Below are 19224 nucleotides of genomic sequence, written 5' to 3' on the forward strand. Positions count from 1 at the left end.
TAAGTTGAAAAAGACATTAGCACAAATTGCAAAGTGGTTAGGATTAGAACAGCCAACTAGTAACCCTGTAGTTACAGGGGTATCTATTAATACACGCACATTAAGACGAGGAGATTTATTTATTCCCTTTCGTGGTGAGAATGTGAATGGTCATAAATTTGTAGAGGCTGCATTTGAAAATGGAGCAGCTGCAGCATTTTGGTTAAAGGATGAGCCGAATCCTCCGAAGGATGTTCCCTTACTCTTTGTAGAAAGTAGTGAAGAGGCACTTCAGCAGATGGCTCGAGCTTATCGGTCTGAGCTTTCTACGGTATTTATAGGAATCACGGGCTCTAACGGTAAAACTTCCACAAAGGACTTGCTAGCAGGTATGCTTACCCCTTACTTCCGAGTGAAGAAAACAGAAGGAAATTTTAACAATGAGCTAGGTCTTCCTCTTACTATTCTTTCTTTAGAGGAAGATACCGAGTATGCAGTACTTGAGATGGGTATGAGCTCTTTCGGAGAAATAGAGTTCCTTTCTAATATGGCAAAACCGACATACGCAGTTATAACTAACATCGGAGAGGCACATATGCAAGATCTAGGTTCTCGTGAAGGTATTGCAAAAGCAAAATTTGAAATTATTTCTGGTTTAGCCAAGGACGGACTACTTGTTTATGATGGTGATGAACCGCTTTTGAAACCATTCATATCAAATGTTCCCGAGCTAAACACTAAATCTTTTGGCACTGATGAGTTAAATGATTTACGTATTGAACAGGTGACTTTTACAGAACAGGGAAGTAGTTTTATGGTAAGTGGTGAGCTAAACGAAGAAATGACTATACCTGTTCTTGGGGAGCATCAGGTGAAAAACACCTTGGCAGCTATACTGATTGGGAAGGAAATTGGACTGTCTGCCCAGCAAATGCGTGAGGCATTAAAGCAAATCGTACTGACAGATATGCGAATGCAGGTCATCGAAGCAAAGAATGGCAGTATCTTTATAAACGATGCCTATAATGCGGCGCCAACTTCTATGAAAGCTGCCATTCACTTTCTAGAAAAATCGACTATTAAACCAGATAAGTGGTTAGTGCTAGGGGATATGCTAGAGCTTGGTCCAAATGAAAAATCATTCCATGAAGAAATTAGTCATTCGATTTCCAATGAGGTATTCTCTGGTATTTGTTTATTTGGTCCACGTATGAAATGGTTATATGACCAGCTAGCAGATAAATTCAGTGAACAACAGCTAAAATGGGTGGAAGATGATTATGAATCGCTTATATCTTTTTTAAATTCAAACATTAAGAAGGATTCTATTGTTTTAGTGAAGGGTTCAAGGGGAATGAGATTAGAAAAGGTTATTGAACCCTTTCAAAAATAGTAGCTATAGGAGAGTAGGTCTTACATGAAAACAGGAATACTTTGCATACATGGTTTTACTGGAGGTCCATACGAGGTGCAGCCTTTCGTGGACTACTTGGAAGCAAATACAGACTGGCAAATTGTAGTTCCTACTCTTCCTGGTCATGGAGAAATTTTAGAATTAAAAAGCTTAACCGCCGAATCGTGGATGATGGCTGCCGAACAGGCACTGCGTATGCTTCAAAAGGAAGTAAATCGTGTGTATGTAGTTGGCTTTTCTATGGGCGGAATTATTGCCATTTATTTAGCTCTGCGCTATAAAATTGATAAAATGGTTTTATTAAGTGCTGCCGCAAAATACATAAATCCAGCACAGCTGTTACATGATATAGGGGACGTAGCAAAAAAAATAGTGGAAGGTAAGTCTGAAGAAAATACACTTTTCCAAATCTATAGTAAAAAGCTACGTGCAACCCCTATTCCAGCAGCTTTAGAATTTGTACGCCTGGTTAAGATGGTAGAACCCTATTATGAGCAAATTACTATCCCTGTATGTCTAGTCCAAGGGAAAAAGGATGGTATAGTTCCTTATACGGCAGCGCCCTTCTTATTTGACCACATTAAATCTACAAACAAGCAGCTAATCTTTTCGGATAGCGGAAAGCATCATATTTGCTATAGCGATGATTGTCAGAATTGGTTTCCACAAGCTCTTGCATTTTTAAGGGAAGAAGTGCAGGAAAAGATTTGTTAACTACTGGATATAAATTCGAATTCATTGCAACTAGCAAAATTGCATGCTATACTACGTTTAGAACAATGGATACATTTTGTGTGAAGACTCTTCAGCGTTTATTGAAGAGTACTTTTTTTTGAACATAACGGTTTGTTTACGCAAGAATTAACGAACCGCTCGGCAAAAGACCGGGCTTTCCCTTTATATAAGACCCCTCTGATCTAAAACCACAGAGAATTTTAAGTAACGGAAACGTTCCTCGTATAGGCTCGAATTTGCCAATTTCATCTGAAAATGTAACCATTTGTCAAAACAGAACAAAAAGGAGATTAAAATTTTGACAAATTTTTCAGAATTAAATATTAGCGCTTCTACACTAAAATCCGTACAACGAATGGGATTTGAAGAAGCTACACCAATCCAAGAAGGTACTATTACTCATGCTATGGAAGGCCGCGATATTATTGGCCAAGCACAAACAGGTACTGGTAAAACTGCCGCTTTCGGTATTCCGATGATTGAAAAAATTGACCCTAAAAACCCTAATATCCAATCTTTAATCATTGCTCCAACACGTGAACTTGCAATTCAAGTTTCTGAAGAGCTATATAAATTGGGCTATGATAAAAAAGTTCGTTTACTTTCTGTATACGGAGGACAAGAAATTGGCCGTCAAATCCGTGCACTTAAAAACAAGCCACAAGTAATCGTTGGTACACCTGGTCGTATCCTTGACCATATTAACCGTCGTACTTTAAAGCTTGATCAAGTAGAAACATTAATCTTGGACGAAGCTGATGAAATGTTAAACATGGGCTTCATTGATGATATCAATACAATTTTAGAAAGTGTTCCAGACAATCGTCAAACTTTATTGTTCTCAGCAACTATGCCGGGACCAATTCGTAAAATTGCTGATAAATTCATGAAAGATCCAGTTGAAGTAAAGATTAAATCAAAAGAAATGACTGTTGAAAATATTGAGCAGTTCTATGTAAAAGCTACAGAGCGTGAAAAATTTGATTTCCTTTCAAGAATCTTGAACGTTCATCAACCAGAGCTTGCAATTATTTTTGGACGCACTAAACGTCGTGTAGACGAGCTTGCAAATGCCTTAAGTATTCGTGGCTACTTAGCTGAAGGAATTCACGGAGATTTAAGCCAAGCGAAGCGTATGTCTGTCTTGAAGCAGTTCAAATCAAACAAAATTGACATTCTTGTTGCAACAGATGTGGCTGCTCGTGGATTAGATATCTCAGGCGTTACTCACGTTTATAACTTTGATATTCCACAAGATCCAGAAAGCTATGTTCACCGTATCGGTCGTACAGGACGAGCTGGTAAAAGTGGGATTGCGGTAACATTTGTTACTCCAAGAGAAATGGGCTACCTGCGCATTGTAGAAGACACTACGAAAAAACGTATGACAGCTCTTCGTCCACCAAGCTCAGATGAAGCATTAGTTGGACAGCAACGTGTAGCAATTGAAGCTCTTACTGAAATTATTAACAAAAATGACTTAGGTGACTATCGTACACTTGCAGCAGAAATGCTTGAAAAGCACGAAGCTATTGATGTAGTTGCAGCAGCAATTAAATCAATGACAAAAGAGCCAGACGATACACCAATCTCACTTTCTGAAGAACGCCCATTACCTGCTCGTAGAGAGCGCAGTGGTGGCGGACGCAGCGGTGGCGGCGGATACAAAGGTAACCGTAGCGGCGGAGGACGTAGTTCATCAAGTCGTGGAAGTGATCGCGGATCTTCTCGTACAGGTGGCAGTTCACGTCCAAGCGGCCGTCGTAGCAGCGGACCACGTGACGGTTCTACTCAACGTAGCACAAGAACTCGTTCACCACGTAACGAAGGCTAATTCTAAAAAATATAAAGGTGAATCCAATTTATTGGATTCACCTTTTTTTATACATAAGCAGTATTGCAACGGCCTAATACCACGAAACGTGTCATTTGATAAAAGCAGAATTCATTAATGCTTTATCTTGTATTTATAAATAAAGAAAAATTATGAACTCAATGTATGATAAAATGAAACATTTCCCTTTCACTTTCGTATACAATGACAAGAGAAGAGGTGCATAAGAATGAGAAGAGAACCGATTAACCGAATTTCCGTAAAAGGTTTAAGAGTTTGGAGAATTTATGGCATAATCCAGACCCTAATTGTTTTGTTATTAGGGATAGGGACAGGAGTTATCAACTACTTTACCGGAAATTATATATGGTTATACATAGTGGCAGGAGCAGTAGTATTGCTTGTCGGATATTTATTAATTTACTTATTTCCAAAGGTAAGATGGAGTAGATGGAGATACGAAGTAAGGGATCAGGAAATCGAGCTGCAGCACGGATTGTTTGTAGTAAAGAGAACACTGGTACCAATGGTTAGGGTGCAACATGTAGATACTGAGCAAGGACCAATTTTACGAAAGTATGATTTAGCTTCTATCACAATTTCTACAGCAGCAACAAGTCACACTATCCCCGCGTTAATAACGGAGGAAGCAGATGAATTGCGCGGAAGAATATCAGTGCTTGCAAGGGTGGCGGAAGAAGATGTCTAAAGAAAAGTATAAGCTTCATCCGATTTCAGCCTTGATTAATTTTGTAAAAGTGTTAAAGGAAATGATTCTTCCATTAATCGTTTTATTGGTGGTGAATGGTTTTGGAGACGATTCAAACTTTTGGTCTGGACTTTTCACATATGGAATTTATGCAATAGTACTTTTATTCATGTTAGTGAGTGGAATTATCAAGTGGAAGAGATTCCGCTATTGGTTTGAAGATGGAGAACTCAGAATAGAATATGGACTTTTTGTAAAGAAAAAGCGTTATATCCCTTTTGACCGTATTCAAAGCCTCAACTATACAGAAGGTATTTTCCATAGACCTTTTGGATTGGTTAAGGTAAAAGTAGAAACTGCAGGAGGAGGGCCAACAAAGGAGGCCGACGCTGAGCTCACTGCGATTAGTAAGGAAGCTGCAGAACAAATAAAAAAAGAGATAATGCTGGCTAAAAGTCAAGAAACTCCAATTCTAGAAGAGGGAATAGAGATTACAGAAACCATGAAGGAAGAAAAAAAGCCAATCTTTCGTATGTCTACAAAGGAACTGTTGGTTCTAGCAAGTACCTCAGGTGGAGTAGGTGTATTCTTTTCTGGTCTTGCAGTATTTGCATCCCAGTTCTCTGAATTGATACCTTACGAGAGAATTTATAATGAGATTATGATCTTCATTAAATTTGGTGTACTCATGGTAGCGTTAGTTGTTTTCTCTGTTTTACTCGTTGCATGGGCAGTTTCTGTCTTGCTAACTTTCATCAACTATTATGATTTTACAATTAGAATAGAGGATGAGGAGATTATTATTACTAGAGGGCTTCTAGAGAAAAAGAAAATCACCATTCCTTTAACGCGCATACAAGGAATACGCTTAGTAGAAAATCCCCTTCGTCAGCTCACTGGATATGCCACGGTAACTGTAGATAGCGCGGGAGGATCAATGGCAGAAAAAGACGAAACGATTCGTCTGCTTCCATTAATAAAAAAAACAGAAATAAATCCTATTTTAGAAGAGATTTTTCCGGAATTTCAGCTACAGCCTAGCTTTCAAAGAGTTCCAAACAAATCTAGAAAGTTTTTCTATCGCTTAGACTTGCTGTGGATTATACCTATAGCCGCTGCAGTCATTTACTTCTTTTATCCATATGGATTATTATCTCTTCTATTAATACCTGCTAGTTTTGGCTTAGGAGTTTGGCAAAAGAAAACTGCCGGCTTTTATATAGAGGAAACACAGTTAGTCGCTCAATATCGATTATTTAGTAGAGTGACCGTTTGGATGGAAAAGAGACGAATTCAGTCTATGACTGCTCGAACAACATATTTTCAAAAGAAATCAGATGTTGCATCTATAGTGGTGACCATTAAATCTGGAGTTGGAGGGGCAGAAACAGTGATTCCCCACATAGAAAAAGTGGATTCGGAAAAACTATTAAGCTGGTATGAACCAACACGAAAATCTAAAACAATCATAGAAAAAGAACAGTCCGAATAAGGGCTGTTCTTTTCATTTCATCTTATGAGATTTTTTATGATTTACTATACTACTGTATACGGATTTTTCTTTTTCTTCTTCCAAGAGCCAATTCGCTTAGGATGAAAGAAAACCATTCCTAGGACAAAACCAGTGATTAATCCACCAATATGTGCGGTCACACCTACATTCGGCTGTAGGAACGAGAGTATGACACCGATAACGATGATTGGAATAATGATTTGTCTAAGCTGTGGTAACAAGTGCTTCGTGTAATGGACTAATGCCGCAAACGCGCCTAAAATTCCATAGATTGCCCCACTGGCACCAAGACTTGCGTAGTTCCAGTCATGAATCAAATAAGTGGCCACATTTCCGATAAAACCAGAAAGGAAGTAAATTGTTAAAAATCTTGCCTTTCCTGAAAGCTGCTCTAATTCCGGGCCAAATATATATAAAGAGAACATATTAAATAGTAGGTGAGCAAAACCTGAATGCAGGAACATTGGAGTGATCAGTCTCCAATACTCTCCTTCTGCAATGAGGAGGTTGACACCCATTCCAAAATAACGCAAATATATTCCATAAACCGGTATAATAGTTAACAGGAAAATAATAATATTTATAGCCAATAATGTAGATACAACAGGATATAATTTTATGTATTCTTTAAAACTTTCTCTTCTTGAAAACATACTGTCACCTCGGATTTCTTACTATATAGTATATCTTGAAAAGGCCATATTTGAAAGGAAGAACAATTATGATTATCGGTATAGGGTTAGATATAACAGAAATAAAAAAAATAGAGTCCATTTTATTAAAAACCTCTAAATTTATTCCACGAGTTTTAACGAAAAAAGAAATAGAAATAATGGAGACTTTATCATCCTCAAGGCAATTAGAATTTGTAGCAGGGAGATTTGCAGCAAAAGAAGCATTTTCCAAGGCTTTAGGCACTGGAATAGGAAAAAGTTGTAGCTTTCAGGATATAGAAATTTTAAAAGAAAGTAATGGTAAACCTGTACTATATTTTAAGGAAAAGCCTCTAAATGGCTTTGTTTCAATCACTCACACAAAAGATTATGCTGCCGCACAAGTAATTCTTCAATCATAACCGGTCGTCCACCTACATACAATGAACGAAGGCAGTGATAATAGAAAGGGTGGACAAAATTGAAGAGCCTAGTGGCTAAACTGGTAGTTTTATTTGCAATGATCCTGGTACTATCTGCATGTGGAGCTGAATCGAAGGAAGACGTAGTGAAAAAACTAAGTAACAAATGGAGTGACGCAAAAGGATATGAGCTGACCGCAGAAATGAGTATTCTAACGGGTGCAGAACCAAGAGTTTATGATGTAGAAGTTTGGCATACTAAACCTGAGTTTTATCGTGTAAAGGTCTCCGATGCTAACGCAGAAAATACTCAAATGATCGTTCGTAACGCTGAGGGAGTTTTCGTCGTAACACCAGCCCTTAACAAAACTTATAAATTCCAAAGTAAGTGGCCTTCAGAAAATAGCCAAGCTTATCTAATTGGTTCGTTGGCAGAGGATATTAAAAAAGATAAATCTGCTACTTTTAAAGAAGAAGGAGACAAATATGTATTTGAAGCAAAAACAACTAATAATCACAAAAATATGCTTCCTTCTCAAAAAATCTATATAGATAAAAAGACGTTGTTACCAACAGACGTTTCTATATTAAATGAGAACAAAGAAGAGCAGATTCATATTAAGTTTAACAAAGTCTCTCTAGGTAAGACTCGTGCTGCTGGAGATTATAAAATTGAACAAACACCAGCTGCAATGGAAGAGGGAGAAAAGGTTGAAACGTCTGCTGAGTTAGAAAGCAAGGAGTTCGAAACACATTATCCAGTAGTTAAATGGGAAAACACCCCTCTAGTAGAGGAAAAAGTGATTAAATTAGAAGACCAAAAACGTGTAGTTTTAACTTTTGGTGGAGATAAAGGCTTCACTGTGATTCAAGAATTAAGCGATCCAAATGTATCTTCCTCTATCCCTGTGTTTGCACCTGGAGATCCAGTAGATTTAGGTGTTGCTATTGGAGCAGTAACTGATCATTCCATCAGTTGGGAACAAGATGGTATGTCCTTCTTCATTGCTTCATCTAGCTTAACGAAAGAGGAAATGATCGAGGTTGCAGCATCTATGACAGTTTCTGAATTAAAATGATTATTAGTTGACGACCTCTTCTTCCGAGGAGCATAATTATGATAAAGAATTGGAAGAAGAGGTTCAGCAATGTCACAAAAATTATATAGACCGACTTTTGTAGAAGTTAATTTACAGTCAATACAAACAAATATTGCTCGACTCAAAGAGATGCTGCCTTCTTCAACAGAGGTAATTGCAGTAGTAAAAGCAAACGCTTATGGACATGGCGATATTGAGGTTGCTCGTGCTGCCATTCAAGCAGGTGCATCCATGCTAGCTGTAGCAACTCCAGAGGAAGCTTTGCATTTAAGAGATTTTGATATAAAAGAAGAGATTCTCGTCTTAGGGGCCGTACCAGTTTCCTTTTTACCTGAAGCAAGTGCCCAAAATATTACTTTAACAGCATATTCACTTGACTGGTTTTTTGCCACTAAGGGAAACGAAAAACCAGTTAAAGTGCATATAAAAATTGATAGTGGTATGGGGAGGATTGGTTTTTCAAGCACCCAGGACCTCCTGACAGCTTTAAAGTTTTTAAATGAGGAGCCAAATTCTCTAGAAATAACGGGAGTTTACACACATTTTGCAACTGCAGATGATGTGAATACGGAGTATTTTGAAAAACAAGTGAGTAGGTTTGAAAGCTTTTTAGAAGTATTTAAAGAAAAGCCTAAAATGATTCATACTTCCAATAGCGCCGCTGCTCTACAGCATCCAAGTCAAAGTTGGGATGCCGTTCGCTTTGGGATTTCAATGTATGGAATAGCCCCTTCCCCCTATTTAAATGATTATCTACCTTTCTCTTTGGAGAAATCTCTTTCCTTGCATACAGAAATTGTGCACATCAAAAAGGTTAATAAGGGAGACTCTATTGGTTACGGGGCTGCCTATACAGCGGAAACAGAAGAATGGATTGGCACATTGCCAATCGGGTATGCCGATGGCTTGCTTCGAAAACTCCACACACAAAAAGTATTGGTAGAAGGAAAAAGGGTGCCTATTGTAGGGAAAATTTGTATGGATCAATGTATGATTCGTTTAAATGGACCGGTGGATATAGGAGAGAAAGTTGTTTTACTGGGAAGACAAGGAAATGAGGAAATTAAGGTTGAAGAATGGGCAACTACGCTTCAAACAATTCCATATGAGGTATGCTGTACTCTATCTACTAGAATACCTAGAATTTATCACAAGTAAAATGTCGACAAAACGTAGTTCTTCATGCATAATTTGTCTAACCATTTCTTATTATGTCTTTTATTTCACCTCTAGTAATGGTAAGATGAAGTATATTGTCAGATAGGGAAATGTTTTGTCGGAGGTGTTTGCTGTGGTAAGTGATAAAAAGAAAAAAGAAGCGCTTATAGAGATTCCAATGCAAATGGTTAGTGAGGGAGTGCAAACTTCTAAATCATTAACTGGTAGGGAAAGCGTTGCTCGTGTACATGCAAATGAATATATGAAGAAAGGCCAGGCAAATCTTATAAGAGAAGCGATGATGAAAGGTTATGTTGAGATGTCTCATATTAACTTATCCATATGTATGGAGTGTCTACATGCGGAATATGAAGCCCAACATACGACAGAGCGACTCGTAAGTGGAGGATGAAAACTTGATCGTAAAACGTGGGGACGTTTTTTTTGCAGATTTATCACCAGTAGTCGGGTCTGAGCAAGGTGGAACTAGACCCGTACTGGTGATACAAAATGATATCGGAAATCGGTTTAGTCCGACTGTAATTGTGGCAGCAATTACCGCTCAGATACAAAAAGCGAAATTGCCGACACATGTAGAAATCAATGCAAAAGAGTATGATTTTGAACGTGATTCAGTTATATTATTAGAACAGTTACGAACTATTGATAAGTCAAGGCTTACGGATAAAATCACACACTTAGACGAAGATGTGATGGAAGAAGTCGATCATGCACTAGGCATCAGCTTAGGAATCGTAAAATTTTAAATACATAGACAAAACGCAATGTGTAGCCGACAAATACGCATTGTGTTTTTTTATTTTCTAAATTAAATCTATTTATTCTTAATCTAAATATTTTAATCCAATTAATGTTAAATGGATTTCCCCAAAATATATGTTAATGTATTCTGCATAACGGGTAGGATCTTGTTGAAGATATAATAGTGTTTCTCTATCAACTGAATGTGAAAAAGAATCTTTCGGAAATTATAAAAGATGTAAATTTCTTTAAGATTCGTTACAATATAATTACCATTAATTTTGTGAGGAGTTGGGTATACCCAAATGAACAAACAAATAGCCACGTACATTCACGATGACATCGATGAAATATTAGAAAAATGGAAAGAGAAAATGGAAGATGAAAAAGACGATCGTTTTTTTCAAATAATGTCATCCCAAGTAATTGATCATACTGCTCGTGAATTTGGGGAGTTAATGATTTCAAGTCTTACAGAGGATCATGAAACTTATACTGGAAAGCTAAATGACTTTTCTGTTCAAATTGTTCGTTACGGCTGGTCCATATCCTTTGTGTTAAAAGCATTAAATAACTTTACAGAGGTTATTTACGAAAATATGGAAATTGCAGGACACTTAAATGAAAGTAATTATAAATCTTATCGTACTATTTTAAATAACTGGTTAACACCTGTTACTCATACAATCGTTGAAGCCTACGCGAAAGTATGGGAAAAGACAGTGAACCTACAAAAAATTGCTTTACAAGAGCTTTCAGCATCACTTATCCCTGTTTTCGAGAAAATTTCAGTGATGCCTTTAGTCGGAACAATTGACACTGAACGTGCAAAGCTTATAATGGAAAACTTACTGCAAGGTGTAGTGAAACACCGTGCAGAGGTTGTATTGTTAGATATAACTGGAGTTCCTGTAGTTGATACAATGGTCGCTCATCATATTATTCAAGCGGCTGATGCAGTTCGCCTTGTTGGAGCTAAATGTTTCTTAGTAGGTATTCGTCCAGAAATTGCACAAACAATCGTTACACTCGGCATTAATCTTAATGACTTTACGACAACTAGTACGTTACAACGTGGAGTTGAACAGGCGTTAGCACTAACAAATCGAGCAATAGTAGAGGTGAACTCATAATGATGACGAGAATTCCAATCTTAAAGTTAAGAGATTGTTTAATTGTATCTATTCAATGGGAACTGGACGATCAGACAGCATTAGCATTTCAAGAGGATTTATTGGACAAGCTTCATACCACTGCTGCTAGAGGAGTGGTATTAGATTTAACACCAATAGACTTTATTGATTCGTTTATCGCTAAAGTTTTAGGAGACGTTATCAATATGTCAGGCTTAATGGGGGCTAAGGTAGTAATAACAGGAATACAGCCAGCTGTTGCTATAACATTAATTGAGCTAGGAATAAGACTTGAAAATGTAGCAACAGCTTTAGACTTAGAAAATGGATTGGAAAAACTTGAACGAGAATTGGAGGACTAATCCATTATGAATATGAAGTCTTCTGTTGACATAATAAGTGAGTGGGATATAGTTGCTGCTAGGCAGCTTGGAAGAAACGAAGCAAAAGATGCTGGTTTCGGAACAGTAGACCAAGCTAGAATTACAACTGCTATAAGCGAGCTCGCTAGGAATATATATTTATATGCAGGAAAAGGTAATATAGAGATAAAACAGATTGTAGAAGGAAATCTTAAAGGCATTTTGGTTATAGCTTCTGACGAAGGGCCTGGTATTTCTGATGTCCGTAAAGTGATGGAAGACGGATATACTACATCTGGAGGCCTAGGTGCAGGATTGCCAGGAGTAAAGCGTCTAATGGACGACTTTAAAATCGAGACTGTAGTCGGAGATGGTACAACAATCATTGCCACAAAGTGGTTGAGATAGGGGGTAAAATAAGTGCCTCAAGAGTTTAAAAAGCAGTATAAGGAAATTTTAAAACAGTATACATTAAGTCAAACAGAGCATAATTTATATGAAGGTCAAAACGTTAGTAGACAGCTTATTCAAAAAAGCATCTCTCCGGAGGAAGTTATCAGTATACATAAAGCCTCTCTTGAAGAGATTATACCAGGCTTACCGGAGGAAGTTTTACACTCGTTTGATTTTTTAATTGAAGTGATGATTAGATATGGCTTAGCTTTAAAAGAGCACCAAACCCTAATTGAGAAACAACAAAATTTTAAAATGGAAATGGATTTGGCTACAAATGTCCAACAAACATTGCTAAAAACTAAAATTCCAAATATGAATGGCTTAGACATTGGGATTATTTCTGTTCCTGCTAAAGAGATGAACGGGGATTACACTCACTTTTTGAGCAACGAGAATGCAATAGGAATAGCTGTTGCTGATGTTATCGGCAAAGGGATACCAGCGGCTCTATGCATGTCCATGATTAAATATGGGATGGATAGTTTAGATGGTCCAGAAACAGATCCCGTCGTAGTATTGGATATTATTAACCGAATTGTTGAGAAAAGTGTTAGCGATTCAATGTTTATATCCATGTTTTATGGCACATATGATTCAGCTTTAAGTGAATTCACTTATGCTTCAGCTGGGCACGAGCCACCTCTTTTTTATTGTGCTAAATCAGGCGAGTTTAAAGAACTTCAGGCAAAAGGTCTGTTGCTAGGGGTTATTCCTAATGTAAGATATGAGCAACATTCAATAGTTCTTGAAAAAGATGACTTTATCGTGATGATGACTGACGGAGTAACCGAATGTCGTTCAAAGGAAGGCTTTATCGACCAAAAAATAATCCTGAGTATTATAGAAAGTGTTAAGGATAAACCAGCTCAAGAAATGGTTGAGTATGTATTCCATAAGCTAGAAGAATTGCAGGAATTTGAACAGCGTGATGATTTTACTCTTGTCATTTTCAAAAAATCACTGTGAACATGTTTAGCGTTGGCTCAAACGTGGTATAGATACACTATATATAGCGAAAACGGGGGATAATTGATAATGAATATATCAGTAGAATTATACGAAGAAGATAAACGCGTCAAAGGAATTATAAAAGGTGAAATCGATGCTTTTACAGCACCTCTTTTAAGAGAAAAGCTATCAGAAATTAATTTAAAGGAAAACTTACGTGTAGAGTTAGACTTAACAGACGTAACTTACATGGATAGTACTGGTTTAGGCGTATTCGTAGGATTTTATAAAAGTGCTAAAGAGTCCAACGTTCACATGGAATTAACAGGGCTATCATCTCGACTAAAACGATTGTTCGACATAACCGGTTTAGGAGATATCATGGACATCCAAGCGAGCGAAGAGGTGAAAATAGATGAAACCGTTTGATTATGTTGAGATTCGTTTACCAGCAAAGCCTCAATATGTTAGTGTAGCACGTCTTACAATTTCTGGATTAGCGAATCGTATGGGCTTTTCTTATGATGATATTGAAGATTTAAAAATTGCAACAAGTGAAGCAATTACTAACGCAGTTCAACATGCTTACGCAGAGGATGAGGATGGCGAAGTAGTAATTGGCTGCGCTTTATATAATGACAAAATAGAAATTATGATTGCTGACCATGGGAAAAGTTTTAATTTTGAGGAAACAAAAGCGCAAGTGGGACCTTACCATGATTTGGAGGAGGGATCGTTCTTACGTGAAGGTGGCCTTGGCCTATATCTAATTGAAACTTTAATGGATGAGGTGAAGGTCCATCACCAAGAGGGTGTAACTGTATTTATGACGAAGCATGTCGGAGTAAAGCAGGTGGATGAAAATGTCGAACACATCTCTTCCTAAGGAGTCAAAAGAACAGATTCTAGAATGGATAAAAGAATATCAAAGCACAGAAAGCGAAGAGGCTCAAACCAATCTAGTATTAAACTACGAGCGTTTGGTTGAGTCTATTGCCCGTAAATATTCTAATGGTAAATCTCATCATGAGGATATAGTACAAGTAGGTATGCTTGGCCTTCTAGGAGCTATTAGAAGATATGATCCTTCATTCGGTAAGAACTTTGAGGCTTTTGCTATCCCAACTATAATTGGGGAGATTAAGCGGTTTCTAAGAGACAAAACATGGGCAGTACATGTACCAAGAAGAATTAAAGAATTAGGTCCGCGTATAAGATCAGCTGTTGAAGTGTTAACAACAGAATTTCAAAGATCTCCACTTGTGCCAGAAATCGCGGATTATCTTGATGTAGAGGTAGAGGATGTATTAGAGGCGATGGAGATGGGGAAAAGTTATCAAGCCTTATCTATGGACCATTCTTTAGAATCGGATGCAGATGGAAGTACTATTACATTATTTGATGTGATTGGCCAAACCGATGGAGAATTTGAAAAAACAGACCAGCGCTTACTTGTAGCCGAAGCTTTCAATGTTTTATCTGAAAGAGAAAAAGAAATTATTAAACTTACATACATGGAGCAACTGAGTCAGAAGGAAGCTGGAGATCGTCTTGGCATCTCTCAAATGCATGTATCACGAATACAACGTAAGGCAATAAAAAAATTGCAAGAGGCAATATTATCGTCAGGTGGTTTAGTAAATTGATAAATTACTCAGATGAAAAAGTTGAGTTGCTAGTATTTCAGGAAGCAAAATCAGGAAATGCAGAATCTGGAGATACATACTATGTATCAAAGCATGAGGACTTTATGCTCTGTGCCATTGCTGATGGACTAGGTAACGGTCCTGTAGCAAAGGAATCTGCAGATGTTATACCTGCAATTTTAGAACAATACCCTGAGGAGACGCTGGATAATTTATTGTTGAAATGCAATGAGTTGATGGTTCAAAAACGAGGAGCAGCGGTTGCTCTTGTGAAAGTAGATTACAAAACACAAACTATCTCATATAGCTGTGTTGGCAATATCAAATTTTACATGTACCAGAGAGCAACAGGAAAGATGATATATCCTTTGCCAGTGATGGGCTACCTATCTGGAAGAAAGCAAAAAATTAATACCCAAACGTATGCCTGCGCAAAAGATGATCTATTTCTTCTTCACTCAGATGGAGTAGTGATGAATAGCCCGAAGTCTACTATTAAGGAATCTGGCTCTGCAAAATGTTTGTACGAAACTGTATATAAGGAAATAGAGCATGGTGATGATGCCACGTTTATTGTAGGAAGCTTACTCTCATAATAGAAGGGTAAGTTTTTTTACTGTCTTCATTTAGGGGTAAGCGCTAAATATGTTAAAATAAAGGGTATATGGAAAGGGTGAATTTGTGTTGGAACTAAAGAAAATGCTTCAGCTTGTTTCTAAAGAAACTGGCATAAAAACTACGCAAGCCGAACAAGTAATAAAGCTTTTAGAAGAAGGAAACACCGTTCCTTTTATAGCTCGTTATCGTAAAGAACAAACAGGATCTTTAGATGAGGTCCAAATAAAAGCAGTAGAAGATCGGTATCAATATATACAACAGCTTGAACAACGCAAAGAGGAAGTACTGCGTTTAATAGATGAACAAGGAAAGCTGACGGAAGAGCTTACTACTTCCATTCAAAATGCTACGGTGCTTCAGCGAGTAGAGGATTTATATCGACCTTATAAACAAAAACGAAGAACAAAGGCGACAATAGCGAAGGAGAAAGGGCTTGAGCCTTTAGCAGATGAACTATTAACCTTCCCTAAAGCATCTATCTATGATTTAGCACAAGCCTATATTAATGAAGAGCTAGAAGTATTGACGACGGAGGATGCACTCCAAGGGGCTCGTGACATTCTCGCAGAACAATTTGCTGATGATGCGAAAATACGCGAACAGATTCGAAATCTATCCCGTATGGACGGGAAAATTGTTACTGCGCTAAAGAAAGCAGAGCTTGATGAAAAAAATGTCTATGAAATGTACTATGAATATGATGAACCAGTGAAGAAAATTGTGCCTCACCGTATTCTTGCATTGAATCGTGGAGAAAAAGAGGATGTATTAAAAGTTGGTCTCCAGGTACCACTTGAAAAGATTTTAAGAGTAATGGAAACTCAATGGATTCCTAATAATATATCTAGCAGTGCTACAGAGCAGGTAAAGCAAGCAATCGAGGATTCCTATAAACGGTTAATACAGCCTTCAGTAGAAAGAGAAATCAGAGCAGAACTTACTGAAAAAGCAGAAACACAAGCTATTCATATTTTCTCTGAGAATCTACGAAACTTATTGCTTCAACCTCCGTTAAAGGGGAAAGTTGTTCTAGGAGTGGATCCTGCATACCGGACAGGTTGCAAACTAGCAGTTGTAGACGATACAGGTAAATTACTAGAGGTATCGGCTATTTATCCACATGCACCAAAAATGGATGTGGAAGGCTCGAAAAGAAAGGTACTTTCTTATCTTAAAAAATATCCAATTACTTTAATTGCAATAGGAAATGGTACAGCTTCTCGTGAAACAGAGCAATTTATAGTAGATTGCCTGAAAGAAGTAGAGGGTGAAGTAGCATATGTTATTGTCAACGAAGCAGGTGCTTCTGTTTATTCAGCTTCCGAAACAGCGCGAAATGAGTTTCCAGACCTTCAAGTGGAGCAACGAAGTGCAGTCTCTATTGCCAGAAGACTTCAAGATCCTTTAGCGGAGTTAGTAAAAATAGATCCAAAGGCAGTAGGGGTAGGGCAATACCAGCATGATGTTTCACAAAAAAAACTCTCGGAATCACTTTCTTTTATAGTAGAAACTGCTGTTAACCAGGTAGGGGTCAATGTAAACACAGCGTCAGCCTCCTTACTGCAATATGTTTCTGGTCTTTCTAAAACGGTTGCTGAAAATGTGGTGAATATGCGCAATGAACAAGGGCGCTTTACTTCAAGAGCTCAGCTTAAAAAAATTCCGCGTCTTGGAGCCAAAACATATGAGCAGGCAATTGGTTTCCTGCGTGTACCAGATGCAAAAAATCCTTTTGATGCAACAGGAATTCACCCAGAAAGCTATAAGGCAGCTGAACAGGTCCTAGAAATTGTAGGACTGAAGAAAGGCCAAATAGGTTCTAAGGTAGCAGAAGAAGCATTAAATAACATTTCTATAGAAGAAACTAGTAAGGAATTAGGAATCGGCGAAATTACTTTGAAGGATATTTTAGATGCACTTATTAAGCCTGCACGTGATCCACGCGAAGCTTTCCCACAGCCTATACTAAAGAAAGATGTCTTGAAGTTAGAGGATTTAAAGGCTGGAATGGAGCTTCAAGGAACTGTTCGTAACGTAGTAGACTTTGGAGCCTTTGTAGATATTGGTGTTAAACAGGACGGACTTGTACATATATCCAAGCTTAAAAAAGGATTTGTAAAACATCCCCTAGATGTAGTTTCCCTTGGAGATATCGTTACAGTTTGGGTAGAACAGTTCGATGCTAACAAAGGTAGAATCGCATTAACTATGCTTCCGCCGGAACAACAAGTGTAATAATAAGAGTGTCCAATGATGAGAATCATTGGACAAACTCTTTTATTTAGGAGAGGTAATATGACAGATGAACAATTGAGTGAATTAGTAAGTAAAATCTCAAAAGAGATTTTTGGGAAAGAATTTCGACATAAAGCCTGTTTTAATAAAAGATTCCGCAGTACTGGAGGCAGGTATATGTTAAGAACTCATATAATTGAAATAAATCCTCTTGTTCTAGAAAAGCATGGAATGAAAGAATTGATAGGAGTGATCAAGCATGAGTTATGTCATTATCATTTACATATAGAAGGAAAAGGCTACAAACATCGAGATGTAGATTTTCGCCAGCTTCTAAAACAAACAGATTCCCCCAGATTTTGTTCCACTTTAGTAGAGCCTAAAAGGCAACCACGTACTAAAGTTTACATGTATAAATGCTCAAAATGTGGGTTGTTATATAGACGGAAAATTCGAGTAAATACTCACAAATTCAAGTGTGGCAAGTGTTTTGGCGACTTAGTTTTAAGCTCTTCAAAAAAAATATAAGAAATTTGATGAAAAGTGTTGACGTTTGTCCAAACCCTCTCTATAATAGAAAAAGTCGAGTAAAACAAAACGACAAAAATTATTCCGAAGTAGCTCAGTGGTAGAGCAATCGGCTGTTAACCGATCGGTCGTAGGTTCGAGTCCTACCTTCGGAGCCATATAACTTACATAGGCCCCTTGGTCAAGCGGTTAAGACACCGCCCTTTCACGGCGGTAACACGGGTTCGAATCCCGTAGGGGTCACCATTTAAATTTAATAAAACATACATAGGTCCCGTGGTGTAGCGGTTAACATGCCTGCCTGTCACGCAGGAGATCGCCGGTTCGATCCCGGTCGGGACCGCCATGTTGGGGTATAGCCAAGCGGTAAGGCAACGGATTTTGATTCCGTCATGCCCTGGTTCGAATCCAGGTACCCCAGCCATTTCGTTTCGTGAGCCATTAGCTCAGTTGGTAGAGCATCTGACTTTTAATCAGAGGGTCGAAGGTTCGAGTCCTTCATGGCTCATCATTATTACAATAATTGTTGACAGACTCTTGCGAGTGAGTTATAATAGAGTTCGTCCCATTTTATAACTAAGCGGTCGTGGCGGAACGGCAGACGCGCTAGGTTGAGGGCCTAGTGGGGGATAACCCCGTGGAGGTTCAAGTCCTCTCGGCCGCACCAAGCAATGTCTCTTACTAAGCGCCCGTAGCTCAATTGGATAGAGCGTCTGACTACGGATCAGAAGGTTGTGGGTTCGACTCCTGCCGGGCGCGCCAATAAAACAATTATTTAATAAATTATATATGCGGGTGTAGTTTAGTGGTAAAACCTCAGCCTTCCAAGCTGATGATGAGAGTTCGATTCTCTTCACCCGCTCCAATTTAACTATAGCAAAACATGAACATTGAAAACTGAACATGCAAAACGTTAAGACATATAGCATCAAACAACTTCGGTTGTATTGACGCAAAACAATTTTTGACATCATTTAATGATGATGCCAGCAAAACAAAATGAGCTTTTTAAGTTCTCT

At 38.0% G+C, this 19224-nt stretch carries 21 protein-coding genes and 8 tRNA genes; 28 read left to right on the forward strand and 1 reads right to left on the reverse strand.

From position 1 onward, the window contains the following. The first annotated feature begins 4 nt into the window (after positions 1–4). The 5 genes from ACQKNZ_RS16595 (at position 5) to ACQKNZ_RS16615 (ending at position 6163) form a co-directional block, all read left to right on the forward strand. The gene (locus ACQKNZ_RS16595; protein ID WP_427660788.1) at positions 5–1372 is read left to right on the forward strand and encodes a UDP-N-acetylmuramoyl-tripeptide--D-alanyl-D-alanine ligase; all 1368 of its coding nucleotides are present in this window, start codon (positions 5–7) and stop codon (positions 1370–1372) included. A gap of 24 nt (positions 1373–1396) precedes the next feature. Beyond that, on the forward strand, positions 1397–2107 hold the full coding sequence (locus ACQKNZ_RS16600) for an alpha/beta hydrolase (protein WP_427660763.1): 711 nt from the start codon (positions 1397–1399) through the stop codon (positions 2105–2107). Positions 2108–2426: 319 nt separating this feature from the next. Next, positions 2427–3962 (forward strand): DEAD/DEAH box helicase, encoded by a 1536-nt coding sequence (locus tag ACQKNZ_RS16605; RefSeq protein WP_144539597.1) that lies wholly within the window; start codon positions 2427–2429, stop codon positions 3960–3962. A gap of 229 nt (positions 3963–4191) precedes the next feature. Then, a complete protein-coding gene (locus ACQKNZ_RS16610; RefSeq protein WP_144539599.1) occupies positions 4192–4671 on the forward strand; it encodes a PH domain-containing protein in 480 nt (159 codons plus the stop codon). Beyond that, a complete protein-coding gene (locus tag ACQKNZ_RS16615; protein ID WP_427660766.1) occupies positions 4664–6163 on the forward strand; it encodes a PH domain-containing protein in 1500 nt (499 codons plus the stop codon). The genes ACQKNZ_RS16610 and ACQKNZ_RS16615 overlap by 8 nt, the downstream gene beginning before the upstream one ends. Before the next feature lie 44 nt (positions 6164–6207). Here ACQKNZ_RS16615 and ACQKNZ_RS16620 read toward each other — a convergent pair whose 3' ends face one another. Continuing rightward, a complete protein-coding gene (locus ACQKNZ_RS16620; RefSeq protein ID WP_144539603.1) occupies positions 6208–6837 on the reverse strand; it encodes a rhomboid family intramembrane serine protease in 630 nt (209 codons plus the stop codon). A 68-nt stretch (positions 6838–6905) separates the two neighbouring features. Here ACQKNZ_RS16620 and acpS point away from each other — a divergent pair, with 68 nt between their 5' ends. The 23 genes from acpS to ACQKNZ_RS16735 all read left to right on the forward strand — a co-directional run bounded on the left by acpS (position 6906) and on the right by ACQKNZ_RS16735 (position 19070). Then, on the forward strand, positions 6906–7259 hold the full coding sequence (acpS, locus tag ACQKNZ_RS16625; RefSeq protein ID WP_144539605.1) for a holo-ACP synthase: 354 nt from the start codon (positions 6906–6908) through the stop codon (positions 7257–7259). 59 nt (positions 7260–7318) lie between these two features. Then, positions 7319–8338: a LolA family protein gene (locus ACQKNZ_RS16630; protein WP_144539607.1), complete on the forward strand. Its 1020-nt coding sequence runs from the start codon at positions 7319–7321 to the stop codon at positions 8336–8338. A 69-nt stretch (positions 8339–8407) separates the two neighbouring features. Continuing rightward, positions 8408–9517, forward strand: coding sequence for an alanine racemase (gene alr / locus ACQKNZ_RS16635; RefSeq protein WP_427660769.1), 1110 nt, complete (start codon positions 8408–8410; stop codon positions 9515–9517). A 133-nt stretch (positions 9518–9650) separates the two neighbouring features. Continuing rightward, entirely contained in the window at positions 9651–9929 is a 279-nt protein-coding gene (locus ACQKNZ_RS16640) for a transcriptional regulator (protein WP_225321630.1), read from the forward strand. A 4-nt stretch (positions 9930–9933) separates the two neighbouring features. Then, positions 9934–10284, forward strand: a complete 351-nt coding sequence (locus ACQKNZ_RS16645) for a type II toxin-antitoxin system PemK/MazF family toxin (protein WP_144539613.1) — start codon at positions 9934–9936, stop codon at positions 10282–10284. Between the two features lie 300 nt (positions 10285–10584). Next, positions 10585–11412: an STAS domain-containing protein gene (locus tag ACQKNZ_RS16650; RefSeq protein ID WP_427660772.1), complete on the forward strand. Its 828-nt coding sequence runs from the start codon at positions 10585–10587 to the stop codon at positions 11410–11412. Continuing rightward, positions 11412–11774, forward strand: a complete 363-nt coding sequence (locus ACQKNZ_RS16655) for an STAS domain-containing protein (RefSeq protein ID WP_144539618.1) — start codon at positions 11412–11414, stop codon at positions 11772–11774. Before ACQKNZ_RS16650 ends, ACQKNZ_RS16655 begins: the two co-directional genes overlap by 1 nt. Positions 11775–11780: 6 nt before the next feature. Next, positions 11781–12182, forward strand: a complete 402-nt coding sequence (locus tag ACQKNZ_RS16660) for an anti-sigma regulatory factor (RefSeq protein ID WP_144539620.1) — start codon at positions 11781–11783, stop codon at positions 12180–12182. A gap of 12 nt (positions 12183–12194) precedes the next feature. Beyond that, positions 12195–13196, forward strand: a complete 1002-nt coding sequence (locus tag ACQKNZ_RS16665) for a PP2C family protein-serine/threonine phosphatase (protein WP_144539622.1) — start codon at positions 12195–12197, stop codon at positions 13194–13196. 69 nt (positions 13197–13265) lie between these two features. Further along, positions 13266–13607 carry an STAS domain-containing protein gene (locus tag ACQKNZ_RS16670; RefSeq protein ID WP_144539624.1) on the forward strand — a complete coding sequence of 114 codons (342 nt, stop codon included), beginning with the start codon at positions 13266–13268 and terminating at the stop codon, positions 13605–13607. After that, on the forward strand, positions 13594–14064 hold the full coding sequence (gene rsbW, locus ACQKNZ_RS16675) for an anti-sigma B factor RsbW (RefSeq protein WP_342577559.1): 471 nt from the start codon (positions 13594–13596) through the stop codon (positions 14062–14064). The genes ACQKNZ_RS16670 and rsbW overlap by 14 nt, the downstream gene beginning before the upstream one ends. Further along, a complete protein-coding gene (gene sigB / locus ACQKNZ_RS16680; protein ID WP_144539628.1) occupies positions 14042–14824 on the forward strand; it encodes an RNA polymerase sigma factor SigB in 783 nt (260 codons plus the stop codon). The genes rsbW and sigB overlap by 23 nt, the downstream gene beginning before the upstream one ends. Continuing rightward, positions 14821–15420 carry a PP2C family serine/threonine-protein phosphatase gene (locus ACQKNZ_RS16685; RefSeq protein WP_225216166.1) on the forward strand — a complete coding sequence of 200 codons (600 nt, stop codon included), beginning with the start codon at positions 14821–14823 and terminating at the stop codon, positions 15418–15420. The genes sigB and ACQKNZ_RS16685 overlap by 4 nt, the downstream gene beginning before the upstream one ends. A gap of 88 nt (positions 15421–15508) precedes the next feature. After that, a complete protein-coding gene (locus ACQKNZ_RS16690) occupies positions 15509–17677 on the forward strand; it encodes a Tex family protein (protein ID WP_342577558.1) in 2169 nt (722 codons plus the stop codon). 60 nt (positions 17678–17737) lie between these two features. After that, positions 17738–18205, forward strand: a complete 468-nt coding sequence (locus tag ACQKNZ_RS16695; protein WP_427660777.1) for a SprT family protein — start codon at positions 17738–17740, stop codon at positions 18203–18205. An 83-nt stretch (positions 18206–18288) separates the two neighbouring features. Beyond that, positions 18289–18363: transfer RNA gene (locus tag ACQKNZ_RS16700), tRNA-Asn, on the forward strand. Between the two features lie 13 nt (positions 18364–18376). Beyond that, positions 18377–18451, forward strand: a tRNA-Glu gene (locus ACQKNZ_RS16705). Between the two features lie 24 nt (positions 18452–18475). Continuing rightward, a tRNA-Asp gene (locus ACQKNZ_RS16710) sits at positions 18476–18551 on the forward strand. A 3-nt stretch (positions 18552–18554) separates the two neighbouring features. Next, positions 18555–18629: transfer RNA gene (locus tag ACQKNZ_RS16715), tRNA-Gln, on the forward strand. An 11-nt stretch (positions 18630–18640) separates the two neighbouring features. After that, a tRNA-Lys gene (locus ACQKNZ_RS16720) sits at positions 18641–18713 on the forward strand. Positions 18714–18785: 72 nt separating this feature from the next. Beyond that, positions 18786–18872 (forward strand) — tRNA-Leu (locus ACQKNZ_RS16725). An 18-nt stretch (positions 18873–18890) separates the two neighbouring features. After that, positions 18891–18967, forward strand: a tRNA-Arg gene (locus ACQKNZ_RS16730). Between the two features lie 29 nt (positions 18968–18996). Then, positions 18997–19070: transfer RNA gene (locus tag ACQKNZ_RS16735), tRNA-Gly, on the forward strand. The last annotated feature ends 154 nt before the right edge of the window (positions 19071–19224 follow it).

It is taken from the genome of Psychrobacillus sp. NPDC093200, from assembly GCF_050280345.1.
Taxonomy (GTDB): Bacteria; Bacillota; Bacilli; order Bacillales_A; family Planococcaceae; genus Psychrobacillus; species Psychrobacillus faecigallinarum.